This is a genomic window from Paenibacillus sp. JNUCC 34, from assembly GCF_058269055.1.
In genome coordinates, this window is record NZ_CM177770.1 from 5,573,751 (window position 1) to 5,598,856 (window position 25,106).

Below are 25,106 nucleotides of genomic sequence, written 5' to 3' on the forward strand. Positions count from 1 at the left end.
ATTTGATCCTCCTTATCGATGCTCTATCCGAAAAGCATTATTTTTCATTTCCATCAGGTGATACACGGAGAATTCATAGACAGGACCGAACTCGATATCGCTTGGTGCGAATGGGAACGCCAGATTGCCAGCCGTTGATTTACGGCCCTCGTATCCGTAATGCAGGAAGGTGGAGCGGACCGTCGCACAGATACTGTTCGCAAGTTCCTGTGTCTTAGCAACCACTTCAAACATAACGCCTATTTCGTACCCATTGAACGATTCAGGCTCCTTGTTACCTAGAACACCATTCATGCCGTAGTTATAAAATTGAATCTGGTAATCCGACTCCGGAATCTCGCGGTAGTACTCCCTCGCCTGGTTTCGGACATAATCCTCGACCTCATCCAGCTTCCCGATCAGGATCGGATCCCGGATGCCTGCAACGACGAAGGTACGGTAAGCCACGCGCCGCGCCCCTTCCAGCTTGATATAATACTTCGCCGCCGGCAGAAACCGGCTGCCCGTTACACGAACCACACCTTTCTCGATTTCCTCGAAGCGGCAGTTCTCGAGATCAAGTGTGAAGCCTGGTCCGTGAAGAATATAAGGGTGCTCCTTCTCATAGAAGGTATGGGCTGCAACGCTGGTCGGGCTGCATGTTCGGTCAGGGTTGAGTGATTGAACGGTAAAAGAATCATCGCTAATCGTCCCCAGAATGCTGTCCTTGGTTGTTCCAGGTTCCGCGCAAAGCGCGCCGCATTCCAATATTTTGCCCAGATGATAGGAGAGACCGGGATCTTTGCCATGATAAATGCCGATCGCTGCAAATGGCGAAGGATCATAAGCACGGCCACAGACGATAATCTCCCCTCCTTCTTTAAGCGCTTCCACAATCGGCTCATGTCCCATCTGTGCAACGATACTGTTGGTCGTTTCAATGTGCTCGGTTGTAAGCGGAGGAATATTCGGACTCAGGGCTTGAATACGTCCTTCCTCATTCGCCTGCTTGATTTCCTCTTGAGTAAAATCCGCCCATATAACGGACACTTCCGCTTTCAATTCATGCTCTTTCAAGATTTCATCAATGATATCAAGCGTCCAGTTCACATGCGTCCGTGCTCCTGATCCCCCTGCGGAACCGATAATAATCGGGATCTTGCGGGCCAATCCGTTCGGGATAATAATGTCCAAATCCTTCTTGACCGCACGCTTGCTGACGATGGATACACCTGCGCCCAGTTTGTGCGGCCCCCCGTCCGTGGAGCCTGCATCCACCACGATTCCGTGCAGCTCATAACCCATTCCGTTCCTAAAGGACTGCTCTGGAAATCCGTATCCCAGCATGCCGCAAGGCGATAAAATTCGAATGTCTGTATTCATATGCAATCCCTCTTTGCCAAAGTATTCATTCAAACCTATTGGGTAATTGGATTACCCAATTTAACAGTAAAGGGTAGAAATTACCCTTTAGGTGTGAATGTAGTTCTTCTGTATGTTTTCCTTAACTTTGTTGAGATGGTTAAGCAAGGCAAGCTTCGCCATTACTGGATCACGCTGCTTGATCGCCTGCACGATGAGCAGATGCTCCTCATATACCTCACTCTTTCGGCCTGGAATCTCCAACGTCTTATTGAGCGTCCTCTGCAAAAGATCCATGTGCAGCTCGATCATATTGACAAGCACAACGTTATGTGTCGCCTTCGCGATGGACAAATGGAAGGCTTGATCCGGCTCTGAACGGTCTTCTCCTTCAAGATCAATCTGCCCCCACTTTTCGAAAGCGGCCTCAATTTCTGCGATGTCCTCTTCGGTTGCACGCTTTGCCGCCAGCTCCACGATCCCCGTTTCGAACAGCTCCCGCGCCTCCAGCAGCTCGATAATGGTCGCGCGTTCGATATTGTCCATAATGCGGCTTCTGTCTTCTGCCACATCAAGCGCCTTGCTGAGGTAGCGCCCTCCTCCCGGTTTGACCTCAATCAGCCCTTCACGCTCCAAGATGCGAAATGCTTCCCTCAAGGTACCCCGGCTTATGCCGAACGACTGGGCCAGCTCGCGCTCCGTGGGCAGGACGTCTCCCGGTGACAGATTTCCTTCCAAAATGAGATTCTTAATCTGCTCAATAACATCCTCGTATACCCTATGGTATTTAATTCTCTTTATGGTCATATGGCTTTCCCTTACCCCTTCAATCCTTCTATCCCTATCCTGTACAGAAATTGGGTCACCCAATTATCCGCATGTATAGCATAAACGCATCAAAAAAGGCTGTCAAGCATGAATATAGCGCTTACAATGCTGTTTTTTACAGGTGGATCCCACTTTTAGGCTACCACTGCGATGCAGAGTGCCAGGTTATATGCAATGATAATTCGTACATTTCAGCCTAATTTTATCAGCACTTTTAGCAATCTCAAGGCCGACGACATACGTGGACGTTTCAAATGCTCCTCTACATAACGGTAATCGGTCAAGATCACCTTCGCATCGCGCATCGTATAAGCGAAATCATCATCAAAGAGCAGCCGGTACTCCCACACCCTTTTCTGCCAATGCGGAATGTTCTCCAACATCCATGGGTCATCAGCACCGGGATGGAAGTACGTTTCACTGACCCCGTCCGGAAGCCTGTAAAGCTTATCCAAAATGCTCTGTTTAAAGCTTTCATAGGTTTCCCCCTCCAGCAGACCGAAGGGATGCGAGAGCAAATAATCCGGAATTGGCACACCGAACGTATCCGCTAGTGCTGATGCGAGGGCAACCGGTCGTTCAACATTGGATAGCGAGCTTAGAAGCGGATCCTCCTTATAGATGTAGCGGAAAAACCGTGATGGCAGCCCCCAGCGGGACGTCTTCCACAGCGTCTGCGGAAGCAGGCTACGCCCGGTCTCTATGCCGTACAGGCTGCCCATATGGTTATCGACATGGCTTATGTTGATTCCGGCCTTTTTCACGAGATTGTACTGAGCGTCGATCTCCTTCATTACGGCCTTCGTCTCTGCCCCCTGCTCAAACTCCTTTACCGTGCGGTACTGGTATCCGTTCTCGTCATGAAGCGATGAGTGCCCCGTCAAACTGCTCCACCGAAGCATTTCAAATTCGCATGTCATCGTCAGATGAAGTCCCACATTTCGCTGCTTCCGGCGAGTACTCCAGTCTGCCGCCTCTTCAAATCCGGGAGCAGGAGCCATAATTGTTGCCGACGATGCTTTGCCCTCCTCTAATATGTGCATAATGGCCTTATTCATGGCCGCACTCTGACCGAAATCGTCACAGTTTATAATCAGTCTTTTTTCCATAGTTGATGCCACCTCCCGCCTGGTCTTTGAATTCGATTTTTGTAACAAAAGAGATTAGGAATGATACCAGGAGGAGACACAGCGGAACGACACTGATCAGATACCTGAATGTCGATTCCGGATCAGATCCGGGGTTATCACCGCTTTCATAACCGAATATCAATCCGACGATGAAGAACGCCAGGGCCGAGATCAGACCGCTTGAACGGGTAATAAATCCGCTGACCGCTGTGTAAATGCCCTCTCTGCGTTGTCCCGTTCTCTCTGCATCCTCATCAATAATATTGCCGCTTACCATGGCTGGTGTCACCAGGAAGCCTGCAAGTCCAAAGCCAACCACAATTCCTGCCGCCACGCCACTGACCAGATCATGTCCGAACCAGAGGGGAATAACGGACAGCCCGTACACCGCAAGGGACAGCCGCCATGCCTTGACTCCATCCATTCTGCGGATAATCCAGTACCAGACAAAGACAAGTGGAATAACCGATACAAATACCGACGCCAACAGGATCGACACCTGTTCTTCCGGAATTTTAAGGACATACTTGGCGTAAAAAGGAATGATCGAGCTAATGAGTCCATTTACCGTTTGGGCGAACGAGTTGGAAATGTTAAACACCCAAAACTTTTTGTTCCGCAGCGTCTGACGAAACGCATCGACCAGCTTAAGAGGCTCACTCTCCACTGGCTCGCGCTTCTCCTTCACACTCATCATACAGATGAACATAAAAGCACCGAAGATAAGCGCATACAATATAGACATGTTGGAGAAGCCCATCGCACCGAACAAAATCGGGGTCAAGGCCGTACCAATAAGAAGCGCCACCACCTGATACCCCTGCTGAATAGCGGAAGCCTTGGCGCGAGCCCGGTCTCCGCGGAACAACTCGGGAAATAATGCGCCGTAATTCACCCACAGCACGGTTGCCACCGCCTCATACAAAATAAGCGCCACCAGAAACCACGTAAACAATCCATTCTCTGATAATCCTTCAGGCGGTGAAAATACGAGTACAAATGTCAGCATAAACAGTGGGATAGCCCCGAACACCCACGGCCTGCGGCGCCCAAATCGCGTCTTGGTACGATCCGACCAGTACCCGAATAAGGGGTTGTTGACTGCATCCCAGATGAGAAAGATCGTCCTTGCCAGCGTTGCCAGTCCAATGCCGAGCCCCAACTTATCCACATAAAAATAGCTGTAAAATGAACTAAATGCCTGACTTGGAACCATCATCGCAAACATCCCTAACGAAAATGCATACGGTGAGTTCATCCAGCTGCGCTTCATGCGCTTTCCCCCTATACGGTAAGATCATGGAATAATAATGGTGTACAGTATTCGGGGGAGTCCCAAATTATTCCTTTAGGTAGAGGCAGGGGAGAATATTCGTATGGGACAAAAAAGCCTGACCGTATCCGGTCAGGCTTCAAGCTCGTTCTATCTCATGCTATTTCACAAGAACTAGTTTAGATGCATTGCCAATTGGCGGCAAGCTTTTTGTCAGTACAGGGCTGTAGAAAGCAAGGAGCTTGTCTTCCTTTTTCAGTTCACTTGCTTTCACTTCCTTGCCGTCCTGATCCACAATGATTGTCTCAGGAGACAGGTTCAGCACCACTTCCCCTGGCGAGGTCTCCGTCATTCCGAAACCTTTCACCGTAATCTTCGTGCCAGCATCACCGGAAATAACCTCCGTAACCGTTCCTGACGTTCCGATCCAATCTTTCACTTCGGAATCCTTCTTCACCTTAATCTCATAAGCGTATGTTTGACCTGGCAGACTCATCGTCATAGCAAGGCTGTGCTCCACTTCGATATCAAGACCGAGAGACAAGTCTTTAAGCTCAATCTTATCACCGGCTGCATTCAGAATGACTGTGTTCTCATCCACATTCAAGATCGTACCTTCCGTTCCTGCGCCATTGATATGCACCGATTTGCGGTCCGTATTGTTGTGAACCGCGGTAATGACTCCGCTGGATGTCATCGTTTTCACATCCTCTACTTCTGACGTAATGCTCACCCGTGCGCCGTCAACCGCTACGCTATGGTGAAGCACGTCACTGAAAAACTTAGCAGGTACATACAGCTTACCGAGGTTATTTACCGGAGCCGAGCCAAGCTCCACATTCATTTTGTTCACATTATACTGGTCCTTATCGGTTTGCACGAGGGTCCATACCGGTGTACCCGATTTCGTTAACTCTGCAGAACGTTCTTTGGTGTTCCACTTGATTTCATAGCCCAAAGCTTCTGAAATCTCACGTAACGGCAGCATAATCTGTTTGCTTTCCTGATTCATAAACCCGGTGTCTTTAGCATCCTTGCCGTTAATGGTTACCGAATAGTTCAAAATGGCTGAAATCACTTCGGCTTGCTGCAGATCTCCTCCTTGGCTTACATCAGCGCTAGGTGCGGCATACACTGCCCCACCGGATACAGCCAGTGCTGAGACCAGAAGTGCTGCTGCCTGCTTCTTAAGATGGTTCTTCATGTTCATCATCCTTTCTGGATTATCTAGGAAGTCAATTACTTCTTATCTATTGACGCAAAACTTCCTCTTGATGTTGCACTAGTAGAGAAATGAACTGGATACGCAAATGCAATCCCTGTACATTAGAAGTATATAGATTACACTTAGACTACACTTTGATAACAAAGGCAGATACTATCAAGAAACAGTAGACTTCATCTCACCAGAGGAGGAATTTCCCTCTATGACCATAGATAAAACATCCCTTGCTCTCTCCTTTAAACGAGCCAATTCGGTAATGAACCGCTCCTTAAACCGGATAGAACAGCCAGAGCTTACACTCGACATTCACTATTGGGGATTTATGCCTCAGCATTTTGATAATACGGAGCACAAGCATTCCTTTTTCGAAGCCTGTTATGTTTTGACGGGACACGGCTCCTATTGGGAAGGTCCTAATCATTATGCCCTATCACCAGGTACTTTGTTTCTCTCCAGACCGGGTGTCCTGCACTCAATCAAGAGTGCTGAGGGCCTGTCACTGAGCTATGTTGCCTTCGAACCAGAAGTGTCAGCCTGCAGCGAACTGTATCAACAGGCGTTCGGAATGCTCGCTAGACAGGGCACACCCGTGATACAGCAAGAGAGCCTTCTGCAGCCTCCGGGAATGTTATGGAATTCTCTCATTTCCTTGTTCCATCATGACATGGCCTATCCACCACTCGCCCTGCAAAGCACGGCCCTATCCTTAATATTGTCCATTCTCGTGGCTCATGGGCCAAAACTGCATATGGATTCCGTTGATACTGAAATAAACGAAGAAGGGGCATTCATCGTCTACCAGGCTGAATTATTTATAAAAGATAATCTGAGTGAACCTCTTCCGCTGCAGCGGGTCGCCAATCATTTGCATATCACCTCACGGCATTTGACGCGGCTGTTCAGTAAATACGGGCATCAATCCTTTGTTCATTATGTTCAGGAGCAGCGTGTGCAAAAGGCCAAAAGCCTGCTTCTGAACAGTGATCGGCAGATCAAAGAGATTGCCGTCATATGCGGATTTGAATCTGTTCACTACTTTACACGCGTGTTTACAGCAAAACTTGGTGTTACCCCCGCACGATTCCGGCGCTCACAATTTACGGAAGGACGCTTCGATTCGAACCTGTAAACTGTAAGGTTTTCGCACATACATGTCCTGATTGTACAAAAATCCTTCCTCTTTTTATAAAGACGCTCCTCCCTTCTACTTTTACAATGAAATCGTATCACCTTACAGAAGGGAGGAAGTTTTACCCCATGACAACCTTTCAATCATTGCCGATCAACCATGTAAACGTTCAGGATGAATCGATTTCCATTCATCGCGGCGCGGATGCTTGGTGTTCACTGATCTTATCAACGTATAAACAGGCCGCCGAAGGCGACCGGGATTCAAAGCATACCGTGTTTATATCTCTGGATGGAACGAATGGCACCGATTTTCATACATTACTTCGTTCGCTTCACGTTGCTTGCGAACAGGAGAACATTCCTTTTACCCAACACTTCACATCCGAATTTCTAAAATCCGAATCAGAGCTACGTTCGGAGATGGGGCATTATTTGACAGACAATCGTGCCTTCGGTTATACAGCGACTGATGTTCAGCCCATTCAATATTTTCAAAATGGGACAAAGACTGCCTGGTCACAACGGGCAGCAGAGCTATCTGCTAAAGGAGGCATCGTTGTCCTGTGCGGACCTGGTGCATCCCTTATCTCCGGCGGGAAATCTGATCTGAACTTCTATGCAGATTACTCCAGAGAAAATCAGCAGTTGCGTCATTCACAGCACTTTGGCAACTTTGGACTCGGAGGCTCCTCGGATCGCGTTGAAATTTATAAAAATTGCTATTTTCTCGAATGGCCCGTCTGGGAGACTTACCGCAATGACTGGCTGACATTTTTGGCAGATCAGCCACATCAGAATGCTTACTACATGGATATGAATCATCCCGATGAGCCGATTTGGCTACCGGTAACGTCATTAAAACATGTACTGCATAAGACCGCTCGCCAGCCGTTTCGTGTAAAGCCGTTTTTTGCACCCGGCATCTGGGGCGGACAGTATTTGAAAGAGCTGTGCGGACTCCCAGATGAATGGCCGAATTGTGCTTGGAGCTTTGAGCCAATTGCTCCGGAGAACACTCTTCTACTCCGTATAGATGGGATTACACTAGAGGTTCCTTTTACGCTGCTGATGGAGGCTTCCCCCAATGACATTATGGGTGATCGCAATGTAGAGCTGTTTGGCAGCTATTTCCCGATCCGCTTCAACTATCTGGACACGATGGAGGGAGGATATCTGTCTCTGCAAGTACACCCAAGTCAGGAATATATAGAGTCCCAATTTAATCAGCATATGACACAGCAGGAATCGTACTATGTGATGAAAAATAAAACCGGTGCCAAAGTCTATCTCGGCTTGAAGGACGGTGTGACGGGAGACCAATTACTCAAAGCTTCAGAGGAAGCTCATCACAGCACAATACCGCTGGATCTGCCTTCCTATGTTAACGAATGTCCTTCTGAGGAAGGTACTCTTTATCTCATCCCTCCGGGAACGGTGCACTGCTCCGGCCAGAACAATCTGGTTCTTGAAATCTCTTCAACTACCTGGTGGTTTACGTTTAAAATATATGACTATTTACGCAAGGATGCCGATGGTAAGCCACGTCCAATGAACCCGGAACACGCGCGCCACAATATCGACGATTCCATAGACACCTCGGCCGTAGAAAGCGGACTTATAGCCCGTCCTAAGGTAATCCGCAACCAAGGTAATAACTCGGAGGAGCTGCTGGGACAGCGTGACGATCTTCTGTTCCAGGTCCGCAGACTGACTCTGCGGGATACCTGGACTGCGGACACTGGCGGAGAATTTGTGATGTACAATCTCGTAGAAGGCGCGCGTGTCCGTCTCGTGCCGACGGCTAACGAAGAGGCTGCGGTTGAGTGGGGATATGCCGAAGCCTATATCGTCCCGGCTAGTGTAGGAGAATACCGCCTGGAGAACCTTTCCGGTTCCGCTTGCACCCTTATTGCCGCCAAAGTAAGTCCGGACTGGAACCTTCCGCTTCTTCCACCTAACCGGACCTCAGGCACGGAGGCCTTCGATGCGTTCTGGTGACGGACCCGATTTCGGCACCGGAGCACCTGCCGGAAAACCAGCCGAGATCACGCTTGCACTGGACGCCGGAGGCACCGTTTTAAAAGGAGCTCTGCTCGTAAATGGGCAGTTCGTGCCCGGCACGTTCATAACCCGACCCTCGGCATCCCAGGGTCCTGCTTCTGATACGATCGCCAGCTTCGCCGACGCATGTCACGAGTTGCTGAACTTTTACACTTCTGCCTACGGACCTTTGGATAAGAACGAAAGGGTCCGGATCGGATTTGCCTTTCCCGGGCCGTTCGATTATGCGAGAGGGATAGCACTGCTTCAGGGAGTAGGCAAATATGAAGCACTGTACAAGCTGTCTGTTCGTGATCTGCTCCGTGCAGAATTCCAACGGCTTAAGTCAGCAAGCACGGACACGATGATTGATGCACTCGCTTCAGCTAATATCCGGTTCGGCAATGACGCCTTCATGTTTGGGCTTGGAGTCAGCCTCCGGTTTCCGTCAGAGCGGTTGATATGCCTGACGCTCGGCACCGGATTAGGCTCCGCTTTTGTTGATAAAGGATATCTCGTCTCCGGCAAAGGCGGGATACCATTAAACGGAATGTTGTTTGCCGAACCCTACCGGGACCGTATCGTTGACGACTATTTTGGAAGAAGAGGTATTCTGAAGATGGCCTCCGAGCGGGGAATCCTAACAGAGAAGAATGATGATGTGGCGGATCTGGCTGAGGAAGCCAAAAACGGCAACACAGAAGCTGCAGATTTGTTCCATGAATACGGCCGCAGGCTGGGAGAAATGCTGCTGCCTTATGCTACTGCTTTTAAGCCGAACCGCATAGTGCTTGGAGGACAAATTTCGCGCAGCTTTCCCCTCTGGGAGAAGGACATACAGCAGACTCTCGGTACGTTTTCCGTTCCGATTCTCCAGCTGCAGGACGGGATGATAGATGTATTTAGAGGCATTCATAAGCTATTTGAGGGTACGGATAAACAACCATCCGCCTCGATTCATAAATAGGAGGTTATCGTAATATGAGCATACCAACCAAAGGAGATCATATTCCCGCACGCCCATGGACGATCTATGTGATTCATCATTCGCATACGGATATCGGTTATACAGAGCGCCAAGAGCGAATCGAACAATATCATATTGATTTCATCCGTCAGGCTCTGAGCATCGTTGAAGCAGCCCGCAGCGGTGACAAGCCGGAATGGAAACCATTCCGATGGACATGTGAGACGTTCTGGGCCGTGGATCAGTTCTTAAAAGTCGCTTCCCCACTCGAAAAAGAAGCTTTTCAACAGGCCATTATCCGGGGAGATATTGAGCTATCAGGAACGTATCTCAACATGACGGAGCTGCCCGACTTGGATCTCCTTCTGCGGAATCACAGCAAGGCTCAGCAGTACGCCAAATCCTTCGGCCACCACATAGACAGCGCCATGACTGCTGATATTAATGGATACAGCTGGGGTTACGCTACCAGCTTGTTGGAGAACGATATTCAGCACCTATTTTCCTGTATCCATACACATCACGGAATGTACCCCCTTGGGCGCAAGCAGACCCCATTTTGGTGGGAGGCACCTAACGGCGATAAGCTGCTCGTATGGAACGGAGAGCACTACATGTTCGGTAACGAACTGGGCTTCTGCCCAAATGCGTTGGGGAAATACATCATTAAAGACGAACTTCAACATATCTTGTCAGAGCCGGAAGATCGGCACAATGAAGTCGCCACCCTGCGAATCAACCGGTATTTATGGAATCTCGAACAGGAGCAGTATCCGTACTCCTTCGTTCCTATCATGGTATCGGGGCTTGGTACGGATAATGCATCTCCGAATGCCGAAATTGCGGAATGGATTACGCAGTGGAATGAACAATTTGGCAATCAGATTACGATCAAGCTGGCTACATTATCTGAATTCTTCGCCATCCTGAAGCAGGAAGACTTGTCTTCGCTTCCTGTGCACCGTGGTGATTGGCCGGATTGGTGGTCCGACGGTGTTGCCTCAACAGCACTTCATACAGGAATCTACCGTGATGCTCAGCGAACTCTTCGGAAAGCGAAAAGGCTTGTTCAGGAGGCTGAGTTGGCGAACACAGCCGATATTGACGCAGCTTCTGAGGCATTAACCATGTATGCAGAGCATACCTGGGGATATCATTCCTCCGTGTATGAGCCATGGCACCCCCAGGTGCAAATGCTTGAAGTGCGGAAGCAGGCTTACGCGGCCGAGGCCAGCAAACGGGCTTATCGCCTGCTGGATCAAGCTCTTGTCGCACGTCACGGAGCTCTTTTATCGCCTAATCGCCCGTTGCGTTACGAGGTCATCAATACGGAGCCGGGGAGTGCAACTCTTCAAATTACGCTGCCACTGGATGGTTGGGAAACAAGTATCCTCAAAAAGGATTTCGAGCTGATCGATGAAACAACGGGAACTGCCCTTCCGTATCAAATATCTCACAAGCATACAATTGTAACGGAGCTTACACTTCTACCTAATGAAGCTCGAATTCTTCATATTAACGTGCTTGACCAACAGGGAATCAAGAGCTCGCGGAACAGCATGGTCACAGCGTGCAATATCAAGCCCGTGAGTTGTGAAGGGGTCGACGACATTTGGGAGCCTTCATCGTCTACCAATCCGATCATGGTGGACAGCTGTTCGATGGAATCGGAGACGATGCGGATCGAGTGGAAAATAAATGAGGGCATCACCGCTTGGATCGACAAGCGGCTCTCCACGGACCTGCTCGACACAAACCGGATGCATGCTCCATTCACACCGGTGTATGAAGTTACGCCTGTTCAGGATGAACACAATCCGTCCCAGGTATGCTCAGCCCGTTCCCGAATGGGACGCAACCGAAAAGGAGTAAATGTTCAGCGTGACGCTGGCCGTCTAACCAGAGTCCAGGTGCTCGACAACGGACCACTGTACGCCACGGTCGAGCTCGTATTTGAAGTGAAAGGGCTTAGCTACTACGCCCTTACCCTCAAAATGTTTGCTAACCAGCCACGTGTCGAGGTGTCTGTTCGCCTGCACAAGGAAAGTGTCTGGCTCCCGGAAAACGTCTATCTGGCTCTGCCATTCTCTATGGGTACCGAAGCTGAGCTTTATGTTGAAAAAGCAGGATGCCTTGTGCGACCATGGGTGGACCAACTCCCAGGTTCTTGTCTTGACTACACTTGTATTCAAGAGGGATTGTTCTGGCATTCGGCAGAGGATGATGAAGCGCTTATTCTTTCCATGCCTGATACACCCCTGCTGCAGTTAGGAACTTTGGATCACAGCCACCGCAAGCTGCAAACCCAGCAATCCGGGAAGGATACGCCTTCTACCTACGCGTGGATCTTGACGAATTATTGGGAAACGAATTTTAAAGCGACGCTTGGTGGTTTTTACGAATTCCGTTATGCCATTGATCACCTGCAACATACGACACCAGAGCAAGCCGTTGGGGCGCTTCATGCGTCTACAGGACAATTTACGGTACACCGTATCAAGTCATAGAATAAGTTGAATTAAAGATTCTTAGCTTTAGTTCAATCTTTATAGCAACAAAAAACAGGGACATCTCCTGATCTTTATGATCTTAGAGTGCCCCTGCTTTTTTTATATTCCGACTGCTGTCATGTAGCGTCACACCATGCTGCTTCTACCCCTTAACTGACCCGGCCACCATACCCTTCATGATCTGTTCCTGAAGGATAAGATATACTACAATCGTTGGTATGACCGCTATGGCCATGGCCCCCATCGTCAGACTGTAGTCTGTTCCGAAGCCGTCCGAGAACAGGGACAGGCTGAGCGGCAGCGTCTTTAGTGCCTGTGAATTGATAAACACAAGTGCAAAGGAAAAATCATTCCAGAATCGCAAGAAAGCCAATATCGATATCGTCGCTACAATCGGGGTGCATAGCGGCAGGATGATCCTTCCGAATATGCCCCACCAACCGTTGCCGTCGATCATAGCCGCTTCCTCAACCTCCCGTGGAATGGAGACCATGTAAGCCATTGCCAAAAAGATCGCAATTGGCAGCTCAAACGCCGTATACGGCAGAATGAGTGCTCCGTATGAATTAAGCAATCCGATTTCTTTCATCATGAGAAATAACGGAACGAGCGTACTGTGAATCGGAATAAGCATCCCGGCCAGAAATAACGCCATAACTACTTTTTTGAACCGGAACTGAAACCGAGCAAGCACATAAGCTGCTAAGAGGCTGAGCACAATCGTGAGCACAACGGATGTAACCGTAACGATGGTAGAGTTGAGCATCGCCCTTCCCATATTCCCCAGATCCCACGCCCTGATGATATTCTCTTTCATCCATACCAGAGGCAAGCCATAAGGACGGTTGAAAAAATCCTGGTTCGTCTTGAACGCACTAATAAATAGCCAATACAGCGGATACAGTGTTATTAGGGAGTATACCAGCAGCAGCAGCTTGACCAAACCGGATATGCCTTTCTTGGTCAGCCTTCGGTTCGGGTATGCGAGACTTCCGGCTGCCTCTGCTGAATGTGTCTGTTGTTGTTTCACATGCCGCTCCTTTCCATCAGCTTGCTTTCTTTCGGGTCAGCACAAAATTAATGGCGATCAGTAAAGCGCTGATGATCATAATCATGGTAGACACGGCTGAACCATACCCGTATCGGTAGACATCAAATGTGTTGTTATACATATAGGTAGCAAGCAGCTCTGTGGACTGTGCCGGTCCCCCGCCTGTCATCACAATGACATGATCAAACGCTTTCAGGCTTCCGGAAATACAGAGAACGAGTGTCACAACGACGGTCCCCCAAATCATAGGCAGTGTCACCTGAATCAGCTTCTTCCATCCGGTCGCACCATCAATTTTTGCAGCATCGTTGATTTCGGGAGAGATATTTTGCAAAGCCGCGATAAAGATAACCATATACGGACCGATGTTGCTCCAGTTGATCGGGATCGAGATCGCGAACATGTTGACCTTCGGATCGGAAAGCCAAGCGCGTGTCCAGGATTCTAGTCCGATAATCTCGAGCACTTTATTCGCAAGACCGAACTGCGGATTGTAGATATACCCCCATATAAGACCGACTACGACCGTCGAGAGCACCATCGGCATAAAGACGGCAGAACGAATAATTCTGGAGAAAAATGTGTTCTTGAGAAGCAGGAGCGCCAAAATTAAGGCAATCGGAATTTGTCCTATAATGGATGACACTACAATGATTAGGTTGTTCCGTAGTGCTCTCCAAAATATTGGATCGTGCAGTATTTCATTGTAGTTGCCAAAGCCGATAAACTTGGCCTCGCCTAACCCTTTCCAGTTAAAAAAACCGTAATACGCCGACCAAAAGACCGGGACGATAACAAACAACAGGAACAGCAGAAGCGCCGGAAGCAGAGCTAGAGCTATAAATCCTTTACTTCGAATGGCTGTTGGCACTTAAGACGCCTCCCTTCTTATGACACCCTTAGAAGTCTCATTACTGTTCTGTGGATCTGGCCTGCGCGTCCTGAAGTTTCTTCGCCACGCTTTCAGGAGTTCCGCCCATCATAATTTCCTGAAGACCATTATTGATCGCTTCGCCTGCTTCAGCCGTTAGGTAAGCGTCATATACCGGCGTGATGCCTGTCTTTTTCACGAGATTAAATGCTTTATAATACAGCGACGTTACTTTGGCTTGATCGATGTCCGTATCGTACATAACCATCGAATTGCTCTCGGCAATGGCCTTCTGTGCTTCCGGTCCGCTGACCGTGTAAATGAGCTTCAGTGCAGCTTCTCTAGCGGCACCTTCCGTCCTTTTACTTAATGCGAGACCACCACCTGCTCCGCCAGTAATCGTATCGGGATCGCCTTTGCCTCCCGGGATAGACGGCAGAACGGTCACATCAATGTTCTTCATCTGCTCTTCACTCGCAGAGGATGCAAGGTTCGTAAGTGTCCAGGCACCACTGACCATCATCGCTGCATTGCCCTGAATGAAATATTGCTCCGCCTGTGTGTTGTCAATGCTGTTCGCTCCCTCTTGGAAGGCCTTGTTGTCGACAAGCTGTTTAAAATAACCAAGCGCCTCCACGAATTCAGGGTCTGTAAATTTGGCACCTTTTTGTTCTGAAGCATTCTTGAACCATTCTGTTCCGGTCACGCGGTCAGCCAATGAACCAATAATGGTTGACTGCGCAACCCATGGCGCTTTATTGCCGAGGGCAATCGGTGTCACTCCGTTATCGTTAAACACCTTAATCGCTGTCATCATTTCTTCCCAAGTCGTTGGAACTTTGACGCCGTGTTTCTCAAATAGAGTTGTGTTGTAATACAAAATCGAGGTGGCCGACATGCCGAGTGGAGCTGTGTAAACCTCTTTTTCCTTAAAAGTGAATGGATCAAAAGCGCCCGGCAGGAACTTATCTCTCCATTCTGGATTCTGGTCCAACACGTCCGTGATCGGCTGAAGCAGGTCGGCTTTATACAATTCTGTAGAATGACTACCTGCATATACGAACATTAAGTCTGGCAGCTCATTCGCAGCCGCTACCGTACTGAGACGCTGACGATAACCGTCTACTGGAATCGCCTGAGCATCAAGCTGAACATCGGGATTATCCTGGGCAAATTGATCGATAAAGCTCCGTACGGTTTTGGCCCGAAGATCATCACCGGCAAAATTGTGCCAGACCGTCAGCTTGACCTTATCCCCTTTGTTAGCGGTTTCACCTTTCGGTTCACTACTTGATTCTCCGCAACCTGCCAAGATCAGAGTCAGCATGAGCAGGACTAGACCCATTTTTTGTATTGGTTTCATTGTCAATCCTCCTTGATAGCATGAATAACCCAAGTATAGAAGAGGAGGGCGTAGGTCCGTAGGGGACATAATTCAGTCGATAGAGGGATAAATTTCAGCATTTGCCCGATATTCAGAGGGGGTCATTCCCGTAAATTTTTTGAACAGACGGTTAAAATACTTCAAATCCTCATAGCCGACTTCATTCGCCACTTCACTAATTTTGGCAGGAGTTTCAAGCAGCAATGCCATCGCTTTCTGCATTTTGGCCTGTGTTACGAACTCGATATAGTTCTGTCCAGTTTCCCGTTTGAACAACTCGCTGAAATAATTTGAATTCATATGTACATGTTTTGCAACTTGCTGCAGCGATAACCCTTGGCCCAGATGCTCGTGTATATACGCGACCGCGCGCTGAACCGGATTCATACCGGATACCAGCTCGGCATGCTGCTTAATTAGCGTTTCAAAATGGTGCATCAGCACCTTCTCCGGTCTTTGCGCAAGTTCAGCCATGTCCAGCTTATCCCCATTCGGCGGTTCATAAGAACGGCCGATAGACAACGCCGAACGCTCCAGCCAGCGGTGTCCGGCAACGATCAAGGTCTGAAGATAACCTTGCACCGAGCTTGGCGTCGCTTGATGATCACACCGGAGACGTGCCAGCAGCTCCGTGATTCCACTCTTCAAGATGCCAGGGTCCTCCGCCCGAAGCCATGCTGCCAGCTCCTTCTCCTCTTCCATCGTGCAAAATACCCGAACACCTTTACGCTCACTTATGTCTTCGTAGCGTACATAATCTTTATGGCTTAACAGCCATTCATAAGAACCAGCTTCCATGGCTGTATCTAGAGCCCGTCGCAGCTGCCTTACATCACCGATCGGTTGCCCGCAGGCGGCAAAGGTGTCGCAGTTCAGTTCTTCCCCCGCTTTCCGGATCATATATTCCAGCTTGCTTATGCCCTCACGTTCCACCTCAGTTCTGATCAGCAGTAAGATCGAGTCGTCCCACTGCAACCATTCACATCCGTAAGGAAGAAGTTCGATCAATCTCTCCCCAAGGGCATGGTAGGAGACTTCTGGTGCACTCCCTTCTTCTCCGGCAGTTTCGTCATGACGGGAGGCAATGATCCAGACCTGCAGTTGGTGCTTCCCCTGAGTAATCCTCAAATCGGGGTATCTGTTCCACATCTCTGTTACCGTCTTCTCATCCGGAAGAGTAGCCGAGGCAAGCAGTCTTCTCAGAAAGCTGCGGTTAACCGCTCTTTCCTGCGTCCTGCCCAGGTCATCTTCCTGCCGCCGTTGTTCAATCCGAGCCTTTGCCCGAATCGCCGCCTGTATTATTTCGTCGGGCCGGCTTGTTTTTAACAAATATTCACTGACGCCTTCCCGCATCGCCTGCTGGGCATATATAAACTCATCAAAGCCGGATATAATGATCATTTCTGTGTCCGGCCACTCGTTCATTACTTCACGGGCCAGTTCAATTCCACTCATGCCCGTCATCCGAATATCGGTAAAAATAATGTCAGGCTGTTCACACGGAATCCGCTGCAGTGCCTCTTCCGCTGAAGCGGCCGGCTCCAATACGGAAAAACCACTGCCCTCCCAGTTAATTACCGTGCTCAACCCCGTCCGAATGATCACCTCGTCATCCACAATCAACACCTTCATCCAAGATCATCTCCCTTTCCCATCACATGTGTGATTCAGCCCTATTCGATCCCCGACCTGTCCTCTCCAATCGGGATCGTAAACCTAACTACTGTCCCTCTTCCTTCCGTGCTCTCGATCCGAAGAACGGCCTCCTTGCCGTAATGAAGATGAAGCCGATTATTCACATTGCGGAGTCCGTAGCCTCCTTGGGAAGACCTCTCCTTTTCATGAACGTGAACCGGATGCTCCTCCAATTGAGTACGCAGCCATAATAGTCGTTCCTCACTCATGCCTATTCCATCGTCCTCCACCATCAAATGGATACCGTGTTCATCACAGCTTGCATGAATTGTAATCGTCCCTAGTCCTTCCCGTTTCAAAATACCATGCAGCATCGCGTTCTCAACGAGTGGCTGCAGTAACAGCTTAAGCATGGTAAGATCACGGACCCGGTCATCCATATACACATGAAAGATCAATTTATCCGGGTAACGGATGGACTGAATATTCACATAATTCCGGACATGCTCCATCTCCTGGTGGACGGCACAATATTCCTGACCGTTATTCAGGCTGAATCTGAGAAAGTCACTCAGCGATCCGACCATATCAGCGATTTTGCTGTCTTTGTTCATCAAGGCAAGCCACTGGATGGAAGACAGGGTATTGTACAGGAAATGCGGGTTGATCTGTACCTGAAGTGCCTGCATATCCGCTTCTTTTTTCAGAGATTCACTTAGCTTCACTTCCTCCGTCAGCTTCACAATCCGGGAGCTTAGACGGTTATAGCTGATGACCAGCTGTCCCACCTCATCAATCGTTGTCACGGGAATAGCGGGAAGCGGCTCCTCCGGACTTGAGTTTTTGAGGAATTTGGTCAAGGTGGATAACGGTTTCGTAATTTTCTGTATCAGAAAGACAACGAGAATGATCACGAGAAGAATCGCAACGGTGACCGCAACGGCCATCAAACCGAGCACATACTGGTTCTGCGAGCGGTATTCTGCAGCTGGAATGATGCCGACCAGCTTCCAGTTCACATCCGATACCGATTTGTAGAGTACAGTCTTCTTAGCCGTCCCTTCCCCGTAATTTAAAGTCCCGCTTGGTCCTTCCATCAACTTCATACCCGGATAAAAATCGGATAGCGCACGGTTCGTCTCCATGTCGGGAGGACCGGCAATGATCCGGTCATGCTCATCCAGCAGCAGCACAAATCCGCTCTTCTCCAGAGCCGCCTGCGTGACCTGATAAGCAATCACGGCTTGGTCCACATTGATCTGGACCTTACCAATCGGCTTGTATTTATCCGTGCTTCGAATCGGACGAGCCAACGTCACAACCTGCCGTACTCCATCCGACGTCCACTGTCGGTGTACATTAGACCACCACTTGGGATGGCCCTTGTAATAATCCGGGATATCCTCCGTAATGTCAGTGAACTCAGAACGGATCAATGATTTATGCGAAATCGGCTGTTTTGCTCCGAGCGGCTCAATAATAATGTTCGCAATATACTCCTTCGAGAACGCTAGATTTGTCAAGAAGTTGATGATTGATGTCTGCTGCGTATAATTGCTTTCTCTCTCCGGCGACTTCAGATAACTCTGAACCCCACTGTGCCCGATTAGAAAAAGAGACATGTTCTCTACGTCCTTCACCATCGTCACCAGGTAAGCCTCAAGCTGCCGCAACGTATTCATCCCTGATATTTTGGCCTTTTCCTCAGTAATGCCGCCCGCCATATTGTAAGAGAATAGACCGAGAAACAGGAGTGGAACCATCGTCGCAATGATGATCAGTAGTGAAAGCTTGTGTTTAAGCGATTTTCCGAGCCATTTTTTCATTCCTTCACCTCAGTTCTTATGTGCCTAAACCACACAGATGCTTATCTCATGAGCCAACTGCCAAGCGCAAGCGCTTTCAGCCCAATAGATTTTAAAGTCTATCTTAGAGTAATCCTCCTGTCGGAGTAAATGATTTCTTCGTCACAGAGGGGGATAAAATTATCCAATGGACCTGCTGTAGCTTGAATCCAGTGATGACCGCTAAAGATATCCGAACGCAAAAAAACCTCCCCGGCAATGGCAGGAATAACATCCCGCCACAGCCCATGAGAGGGTTATATTAAATCATGATTCAATTACAATTTTACGATGCTTCCTGTTGCCTGAGATTCGAACGCACCCAGGATAACGTTCAATGAACGCAAGCCTTCTTCACCGGAAATCGTCGGTGGTGTGTTGGTCAGAATGGACTCAACGAACGCATCGATCACACCGCTAGGAACCTGCTTTTCGTTGGTTGCCATTGCGCCGACCTTGTAGGTTTCTACCGTGCCGTTCGTAAGCTCAACGACAACCTCATCCCCCTCTACAGCACCAATCTTCATGACGCCATTCTCGCACCACAGCACAGTACTGTTGTCACCGGATCTATAATGTGTCCAGCTAGCCATCAGCGTTCCGACAGCGCCGCTCTTCATGCGAACGATACAAGTGGCATTGTCATCCACGTCTGTTCCTTCCTTATGAATAGTGCCAATAAAGCCCGCCACTTCTGCAATTTCATCATTCAGCAAATAACGGATAAAGTCGGATTTATGCACACCGAGATCACCCATAGCACCCATGATTGCTTCTTCTTTGCGGAAGAACCAGCTATCACGTCCATCCAAGCTCCAACTCTCCGGACCACCATGACCGAAAGAAGTACGGAACGTAAGTACTTTTCCAAGCTTGCCGGAGTCGAGGATTTCCTTCGCCTTCACATGCGGAGGCATCAGGCGCTGATTGTGGCCAACCATCAGGTACACGCCGTTTTTACGTGCAGCCTCAATCATTTGCTCTCCTTCTTCTGCTGTAGTAGCCATCGGCTTCTCAACCAATACATGCAAGCCCGCATTCGCTGCCGCAATGGTCATCGGCGCATGCAGGTAGTTCGGCGTACACACGCTAACTGCATCCAGCTTTTCATTTTTCAGCAATTCTTCATAGCTTGTGTAAGCTTTTCCACCATAAATCTTAGCAACCTCTTCAACACGTTCTTTTAACGGATCAGCGAAGGCAACCAGCTCTACGTTAGGATTGGCAGCATATTCAGGAATATGTCTGCGCTGGGCAATAGCACCGCAGCCAAATACAGCAATTTTGATTTTGTTCATGTTGATTGTCTCCTCTGTGAGTAAATATATAAGTTGAACTGAAGATTAGAATTGGTTTAGATAGTTCTCTTTCAGCCAGTTCAAGCTGTTCGATACGCTTTGAAGCGGCGGATTCTGGCATACATCCTGCTCCACAATCAGCCATTCTGTACCTGCATCCGAAGCGGCTTGAATAACAGCCGGCAAGTCAACCGAGCCTTGGCTCAGCTCAAGCGTCTGCATGTTGCCCTCGGCATCCTTGCTGAAATCCTTCAGGTGAAGGAGTGGCAAACGTCCTGCATATTTGGGAATGTAAGCAAGCGGATCTTGTCCGGCAAACTGTACCCAGCATACGTCCATCTCAACTTGAACCGCTTCTGGTGAAGTCGTTGAATACATGGCATCAAATACAAATTCGCCATCCACTTCAGCTTCAAATTCGAATGCATGGTTGTGATAACCAAAGATCAGTCCCTGCTTGCGTGCTTCAGCACCTACTTCTTCCAAGAAGGCAAAGAGGTTCTTCCAATCTTCTGCACTCTCACGGTCTTCTGGAGCTACATATGGACACATCATATACTTGGCACCGATCGTTTTCAGGTAATCGATCTCCTTTTGCAGATCCTCGCGAAGAAGATGCAGTCCCACATGACTGCCAATCGCCTTAAGACCCAGCTCCTGAAGAAGCGCTTTCATCTCCTCTGCCGGAATGTCGCCATAGCCTGCGAACTCCACACCTTCATATCCCAGTTCAGCCACTTTGCGAAGCGTACCGCGGAAATCCTGTGCAGTTTCGTCGCGAAGCGTATACATTTGCAGTCCGATACCCATTTTTCTCATGGAAGGACACCTCTATTCAATGGATTGTGTTAATGCTCTATATGGTACCATCATACATGAAAGTAGGCTAAAATGAACATAAACTATATTGTCATAACATGAACTATTTGCTTACTTTTTTTAGAGTGGAGGTTAAGTCATGGTGGAGTCAAGACTGCTGATCTGCGATTATTCCTATCACACTGCGCCTTTTAGCAACAATCATAAGAACGGCTTGACAACCTATCTGTTCCGTCTGCAAACCGAAGGCTCTTGCGAGGCTTTCTGCAACGGCAAGAGGTATCATTTACAAGCCGGTGATCTCCTTCTACTTAAACCCGGGGATGAATATGAGATGCGGGTAAGAGAGGAAACGAGTGACGGACGTGTGTCGAGCGGCGATTACTTTATTTTTTGCGATGGTACTTGGATCGATGCCTGGTGGAGCCGCATGAACCGCCACCTAGTCAACCATATCAGCATTGACGACCATTTGCTCGGCTTGTGGAGGCAGCTTCTGCTGGAGAAGCGCCGCGGGCCGGAGGGGGAGAATGTTGAGTTAACCGGTTATTTGCTGCAAGGTCTCTGCCTGTGTCTGGATCGAGCGATCACGGAGACGAAACCTACGGACCGCTCAGCCTTCATGGCATTACGCTTGAAGAGATTCATTGAAGAGCATGCTACCGTTACGTTTAAGCTTGAAGAGGCTGCTGCTTATGTCGACCTTAGCTTGTCTCGGGCTGTTCAGCTGTTCAAAGTCTGTTATGGCAAAACCATGATCCAATATGCGCTGGAGATCCGGCTTAATGCTGCGGTTGAACGTATCAAGTACAGCTCCCTAACACTGGAGGAGATAGCCGAGACGTGTGGATTTGCCAGCTATTCGTATTTTCATCGTGTATTCCGGACCAAATACGGCATGCCTCCAGCGAGATTTCGGGAGACGGAAACAATGCCCGCCAGATCGGTTGAGTCAGCTCGGGACGATATCAAGTGAGTATATGTTGTTTTATTGAGGTCTAAATATGTGTATGGTATGATAACAATAGAAATAAGGACGGTGTGCCAACCGTCCTCAGTACAAACATCTTGAGTGGGATCCCCTCCAAGATCAAAAGTGATCAGAAAGTAACCCACTTTGGCGACAACCTAAGAGTGGGTTACTTTCGTTTATCAATGTAAGTAAGCAACGCCATCAGGAATATCCCGAAGGTTATCACTTCACCAAACGAAATGTTCATCGCATCACCTCCTTTCGGAGGGTGCGCCCACTCAAGGTGTGTTGTACATTCCAGATTATAGCATAAAAGCCCCGATATTCGGGGCTTTTTTCACTCTATTTCGATCTACTACACAATCAGGCTGTACTCCAAAAATTTCTTGATCAGCTGCGCCGAATGCACTCGCTCACTGCTGTTTTTCTAATGTGCGCGCTCTCCGGTATTTCTTCGTCCGCTCATCCTCAATAACACCATTCCAGTTGAGGCCGAAGGCAAAATCATAGGTATGGTTCTCGGAATCCACATGACATTCCATATCATATGCCACATCCTCGAACTGCTCTTCCACCGTTCTCATATTAGCCGGCATCTGCATCGGCAGTAGGCCTGAAGGCTCTACCGTACCTGTAAGCACCTCCATGATGGCTTGATCCTGAACGCCGAAGTTCACAAGGATGGCATCAACTTCAGCTTCAAATTCTTCAACTACAGTCGGATTCGACAAGAGCATGGACACAATGACCGGTTTACCTTTCATCATTTCCTTTGTTTCCAGCACCATATCCAGATCCGTTGTATTCTGAGGTGTGACGGATTTTCCTTTATAGGAACGATCCAGCACATCGCTCTGACGCGCATCGCCAGCCAGGCTCACTTCGCGCGCATGTTCTGCCGTATAGGTCTTGTATTGCAGACTCATCGGCACATATCCGTTGCCTCCCTGATCCTCATCCTCCTCGCTATAACCGGTTCCCGATTTCGGTGTGCTGATAAATACTAGGCCAAAATCAGCTTCATCAGGATTATCGGTGACCACGAAGTATTTTGACACGATGTTCAGATTCACCGGGTGATCAAGGCTTTCCGGCGTTGGATTGCCAAACCAGTCCTTTCCGGCCGCCATAAAGCGTTTCGGAATGTAGACCTTACTCTTCCGCTGAAGAGGTAGTACGCCATTTTTATTTTTCAGCATAACGATCGATTTCAACTGTGCTTCATATCCCTCACGCATAAACTCTGGATTTCCCACGATTTCCGCGCTTTCCAACGGCTCAACATACGGATTCTCAAACAGTCCAAGACGGAACATATTGCTCAGCAGGCGTACCGCAGACTGTTCAAAGTGATCCCGCATATACGATTCTCCATGCTCTTCAACGCCCATCTGATAGGCAGTCAGTACCGGTTCAATTTCGTTGTTGCCGCCAAACTGGTCAACACCTGCCATTAGCAGCTTGTAATGCCGCTCCGCCACCGTCAGTTCTTCCACTCCCCATGGCTTACCGGTAAGGAAAGAATCTCGGGGGCCGGATTCGTCAGCGGTAATCAGCCAATCAGTGCAGACCACACCGTCATAGCTGTATTTCTCCCGCAGCAAATCCTTGATCAGATAGGAGTTATAAGAATTGCCGACATTCTCCCCGTTTACGGTGTCCTGATCCGTTGAGATTGTGTAGTACGGCATAACAGCTGAAGCCATACCGGTCTTTCCATCCAGCTTAAAAGCTCCATCCACAAATGGAATCAAATGCTCTTCAAAGTTGTTTCCTGGATAAACCGCATATTTCCCACAGCTGAAATGGGCATCTCTTCCGGCTTCGCCTGATCCGCCTCCAGGCCAGTGCTTCACCATGGCGTTAACACTGTCATAGCCCCATCCCTCGGAAATTTCTCTCTCTCCCTCCGATGTCTGGAACCCATCAACGTAGGCGCGAGCCATATCGGTAGTCATCCGTGAATCCTCACCGAAAGTACCGTTAAACCGGAACCAACGCGGCTCTGTAGCAATATCAATCTGTGGGGAGAGTGCTGTTGCAAGGCCAAGCGCACGGTATTCCTTAGATGCAACCTCACCAAATTTCTTGGTGATGCCCGGATCAAAGGTTGCAGCCAAGCCCAGCGTCTCCGGCCACATGGAGATGTGCCCGCCGGAGCCCGCATTAAACTCCGAGCTGGCATCTGAGCTATGCCGTGGGTCTGAGCTGTTATTTGCCGGAATTCCAAGTCCCGTACCTTCCGCATAAGCTTGCACTTTATTGTTCCAGTGTGCTGCAACTTCCGGACTCTCCACCGTTGTCACCAGTACATGTCTCAGGTGATCCTTGACGAGAAAAGCAAGCTGCTCATCCGTCAGCGCCCATGGTTTCACTCCACTCTCCTCATAGGATTTACCGCCATAGGTGCCTGAGAACCAGGAGTTGCTTGCAGCTGGAATGGATTGATGCCGGCTATACAGCATCAGACCTGCGATTTGCTCCACGGTCATTTTGGACGCCAAGTCCTTGGCCCGCTCCTTGGGCGATAATCGCCAATCCTCATATCGATCCAGCTGGCCGTCACGGCTCAAATCCTTGAAAAACAGTCCATCCTGCTCTATGATCGTTACGCCTGAGCCAGGAGAGTAGCCCAGCTTAGGACCTCCCGGGTTATTAACATATTGTATGTTGTCTCCACTTTCGTTCACGGTTTGGATCGTTTGATTGTTCATTCTGGTTCCCTCCACTCCAAGTTTGTCTCTCCTATGCGCTACGCCAGAAACAACACAGCATTGATTGCTTGT

The 25,106-nt window shown here is 49.0% G+C and carries 18 protein-coding genes; 5 read left to right on the plus strand and 13 right to left on the minus strand.

Features of this window, described 5'->3' with window-relative positions; genetic code table 11:
- Positions 1–12 precede the first annotated feature (12 nt).
- The 5 genes from AC2TF5_RS25800 to AC2TF5_RS25820 all read right to left on the minus strand — a co-directional run bounded on the left by AC2TF5_RS25800 (position 13) and on the right by AC2TF5_RS25820 (position 5,776).
- The gene (locus AC2TF5_RS25800; RefSeq protein ID WP_491299928.1) at positions 13–1,362 is read right to left on the minus strand and encodes an acyclic terpene utilization AtuA family protein; all 1,350 of its coding nucleotides are present in this window, start codon (positions 1,360–1,362) and stop codon (positions 13–15) included.
- Positions 1,363–1,449: 87 nt separating this feature from the next.
- Positions 1,450–2,148, minus strand: a complete 699-nt coding sequence (locus tag AC2TF5_RS25805) for a FadR/GntR family transcriptional regulator (protein ID WP_491299929.1) — start codon at positions 2,146–2,148, stop codon at positions 1,450–1,452.
- A gap of 212 nt (positions 2,149–2,360) precedes the next feature.
- Positions 2,361–3,278: a polysaccharide deacetylase family protein gene (locus AC2TF5_RS25810; RefSeq protein ID WP_491299930.1), complete on the minus strand. Its 918-nt coding sequence runs from the start codon at positions 3,276–3,278 to the stop codon at positions 2,361–2,363.
- Complete coding sequence (locus tag AC2TF5_RS25815; protein WP_491299931.1) at positions 3,250–4,572, minus strand: MFS transporter; 1,323 nt, start codon at positions 4,570–4,572, stop codon at positions 3,250–3,252. Before AC2TF5_RS25815 ends, AC2TF5_RS25810 begins: the two co-directional genes overlap by 29 nt.
- A gap of 160 nt (positions 4,573–4,732) precedes the next feature.
- Complete coding sequence (locus tag AC2TF5_RS25820; protein ID WP_491299932.1) at positions 4,733–5,776, minus strand: copper amine oxidase N-terminal domain-containing protein; 1,044 nt, start codon at positions 5,774–5,776, stop codon at positions 4,733–4,735.
- A 223-nt stretch (positions 5,777–5,999) separates the two neighbouring features.
- On the opposite strand from AC2TF5_RS25820, the gene AC2TF5_RS25825 reads away from it, so the two are divergent.
- From AC2TF5_RS25825 to AC2TF5_RS25840, 4 genes are all read left to right on the plus strand, one after another.
- Positions 6,000–6,926: a helix-turn-helix domain-containing protein gene (locus tag AC2TF5_RS25825; protein WP_491299933.1), complete on the plus strand. Its 927-nt coding sequence runs from the start codon at positions 6,000–6,002 to the stop codon at positions 6,924–6,926.
- A 128-nt stretch (positions 6,927–7,054) separates the two neighbouring features.
- A complete protein-coding gene (locus AC2TF5_RS25830) occupies positions 7,055–8,926 on the plus strand; it encodes a class I mannose-6-phosphate isomerase (protein WP_491299934.1) in 1,872 nt (623 codons plus the stop codon).
- The gene (locus AC2TF5_RS25835) at positions 8,913–9,935 is read left to right on the plus strand and encodes an ROK family protein (RefSeq protein WP_491299935.1); all 1,023 of its coding nucleotides are present in this window, start codon (positions 8,913–8,915) and stop codon (positions 9,933–9,935) included. Before AC2TF5_RS25830 ends, AC2TF5_RS25835 begins: the two co-directional genes overlap by 14 nt.
- 14 nt (positions 9,936–9,949) lie before the next feature.
- Entirely contained in the window at positions 9,950–12,442 is a 2,493-nt protein-coding gene (locus AC2TF5_RS25840; protein ID WP_491299936.1) for a glycoside hydrolase family 38 N-terminal domain-containing protein, read from the plus strand.
- A 145-nt stretch (positions 12,443–12,587) separates the two neighbouring features.
- Here AC2TF5_RS25840 and AC2TF5_RS25845 read toward each other — a convergent pair whose 3' ends face one another.
- From AC2TF5_RS25845 to AC2TF5_RS25875, 7 genes are all read right to left on the minus strand, one after another.
- Positions 12,588–13,412, minus strand: coding sequence for a carbohydrate ABC transporter permease (locus tag AC2TF5_RS25845; RefSeq protein WP_491303003.1), 825 nt, complete (start codon positions 13,410–13,412; stop codon positions 12,588–12,590).
- A gap of 79 nt (positions 13,413–13,491) precedes the next feature.
- Positions 13,492–14,367, minus strand: coding sequence for a carbohydrate ABC transporter permease (locus tag AC2TF5_RS25850; RefSeq protein ID WP_491299937.1), 876 nt, complete (start codon positions 14,365–14,367; stop codon positions 13,492–13,494).
- 40 nt (positions 14,368–14,407) lie between these two features.
- Positions 14,408–15,730: an extracellular solute-binding protein gene (locus AC2TF5_RS25855; protein ID WP_491299938.1), complete on the minus strand. Its 1,323-nt coding sequence runs from the start codon at positions 15,728–15,730 to the stop codon at positions 14,408–14,410.
- Between the two features lie 72 nt (positions 15,731–15,802).
- Positions 15,803–17,383, minus strand: coding sequence for a response regulator transcription factor (locus AC2TF5_RS25860; RefSeq protein ID WP_491299939.1), 1,581 nt, complete (start codon positions 17,381–17,383; stop codon positions 15,803–15,805).
- 41 nt (positions 17,384–17,424) lie between these two features.
- On the minus strand, positions 17,425–19,212 hold the full coding sequence (locus AC2TF5_RS25865) for a cache domain-containing sensor histidine kinase (protein ID WP_491299940.1): 1,788 nt from the start codon (positions 19,210–19,212) through the stop codon (positions 17,425–17,427).
- A 296-nt stretch (positions 19,213–19,508) separates the two neighbouring features.
- Positions 19,509–20,528 carry a Gfo/Idh/MocA family protein gene (locus AC2TF5_RS25870; RefSeq protein ID WP_491299941.1) on the minus strand — a complete coding sequence of 340 codons (1,020 nt, stop codon included), beginning with the start codon at positions 20,526–20,528 and terminating at the stop codon, positions 19,509–19,511.
- Positions 20,529–20,573: 45 nt separating this feature from the next.
- Positions 20,574–21,347: a sugar phosphate isomerase/epimerase family protein gene (locus tag AC2TF5_RS25875; RefSeq protein ID WP_491299942.1), complete on the minus strand. Its 774-nt coding sequence runs from the start codon at positions 21,345–21,347 to the stop codon at positions 20,574–20,576.
- Between the two features lie 142 nt (positions 21,348–21,489).
- On the opposite strand from AC2TF5_RS25875, the gene AC2TF5_RS25880 reads away from it, so the two are divergent.
- The gene (locus tag AC2TF5_RS25880; RefSeq protein ID WP_491303004.1) at positions 21,490–22,323 is read left to right on the plus strand and encodes an AraC family transcriptional regulator; all 834 of its coding nucleotides are present in this window, start codon (positions 21,490–21,492) and stop codon (positions 22,321–22,323) included.
- A 410-nt stretch (positions 22,324–22,733) separates the two neighbouring features.
- On the opposite strand, the gene AC2TF5_RS25885 is transcribed toward AC2TF5_RS25880, so the two are convergent.
- Entirely contained in the window at positions 22,734–25,034 is a 2,301-nt protein-coding gene (locus tag AC2TF5_RS25885) for a glycoside hydrolase family 3 protein (RefSeq protein ID WP_491299943.1), read from the minus strand.
- Positions 25,035–25,106: the final 72 nt, after the last annotated feature.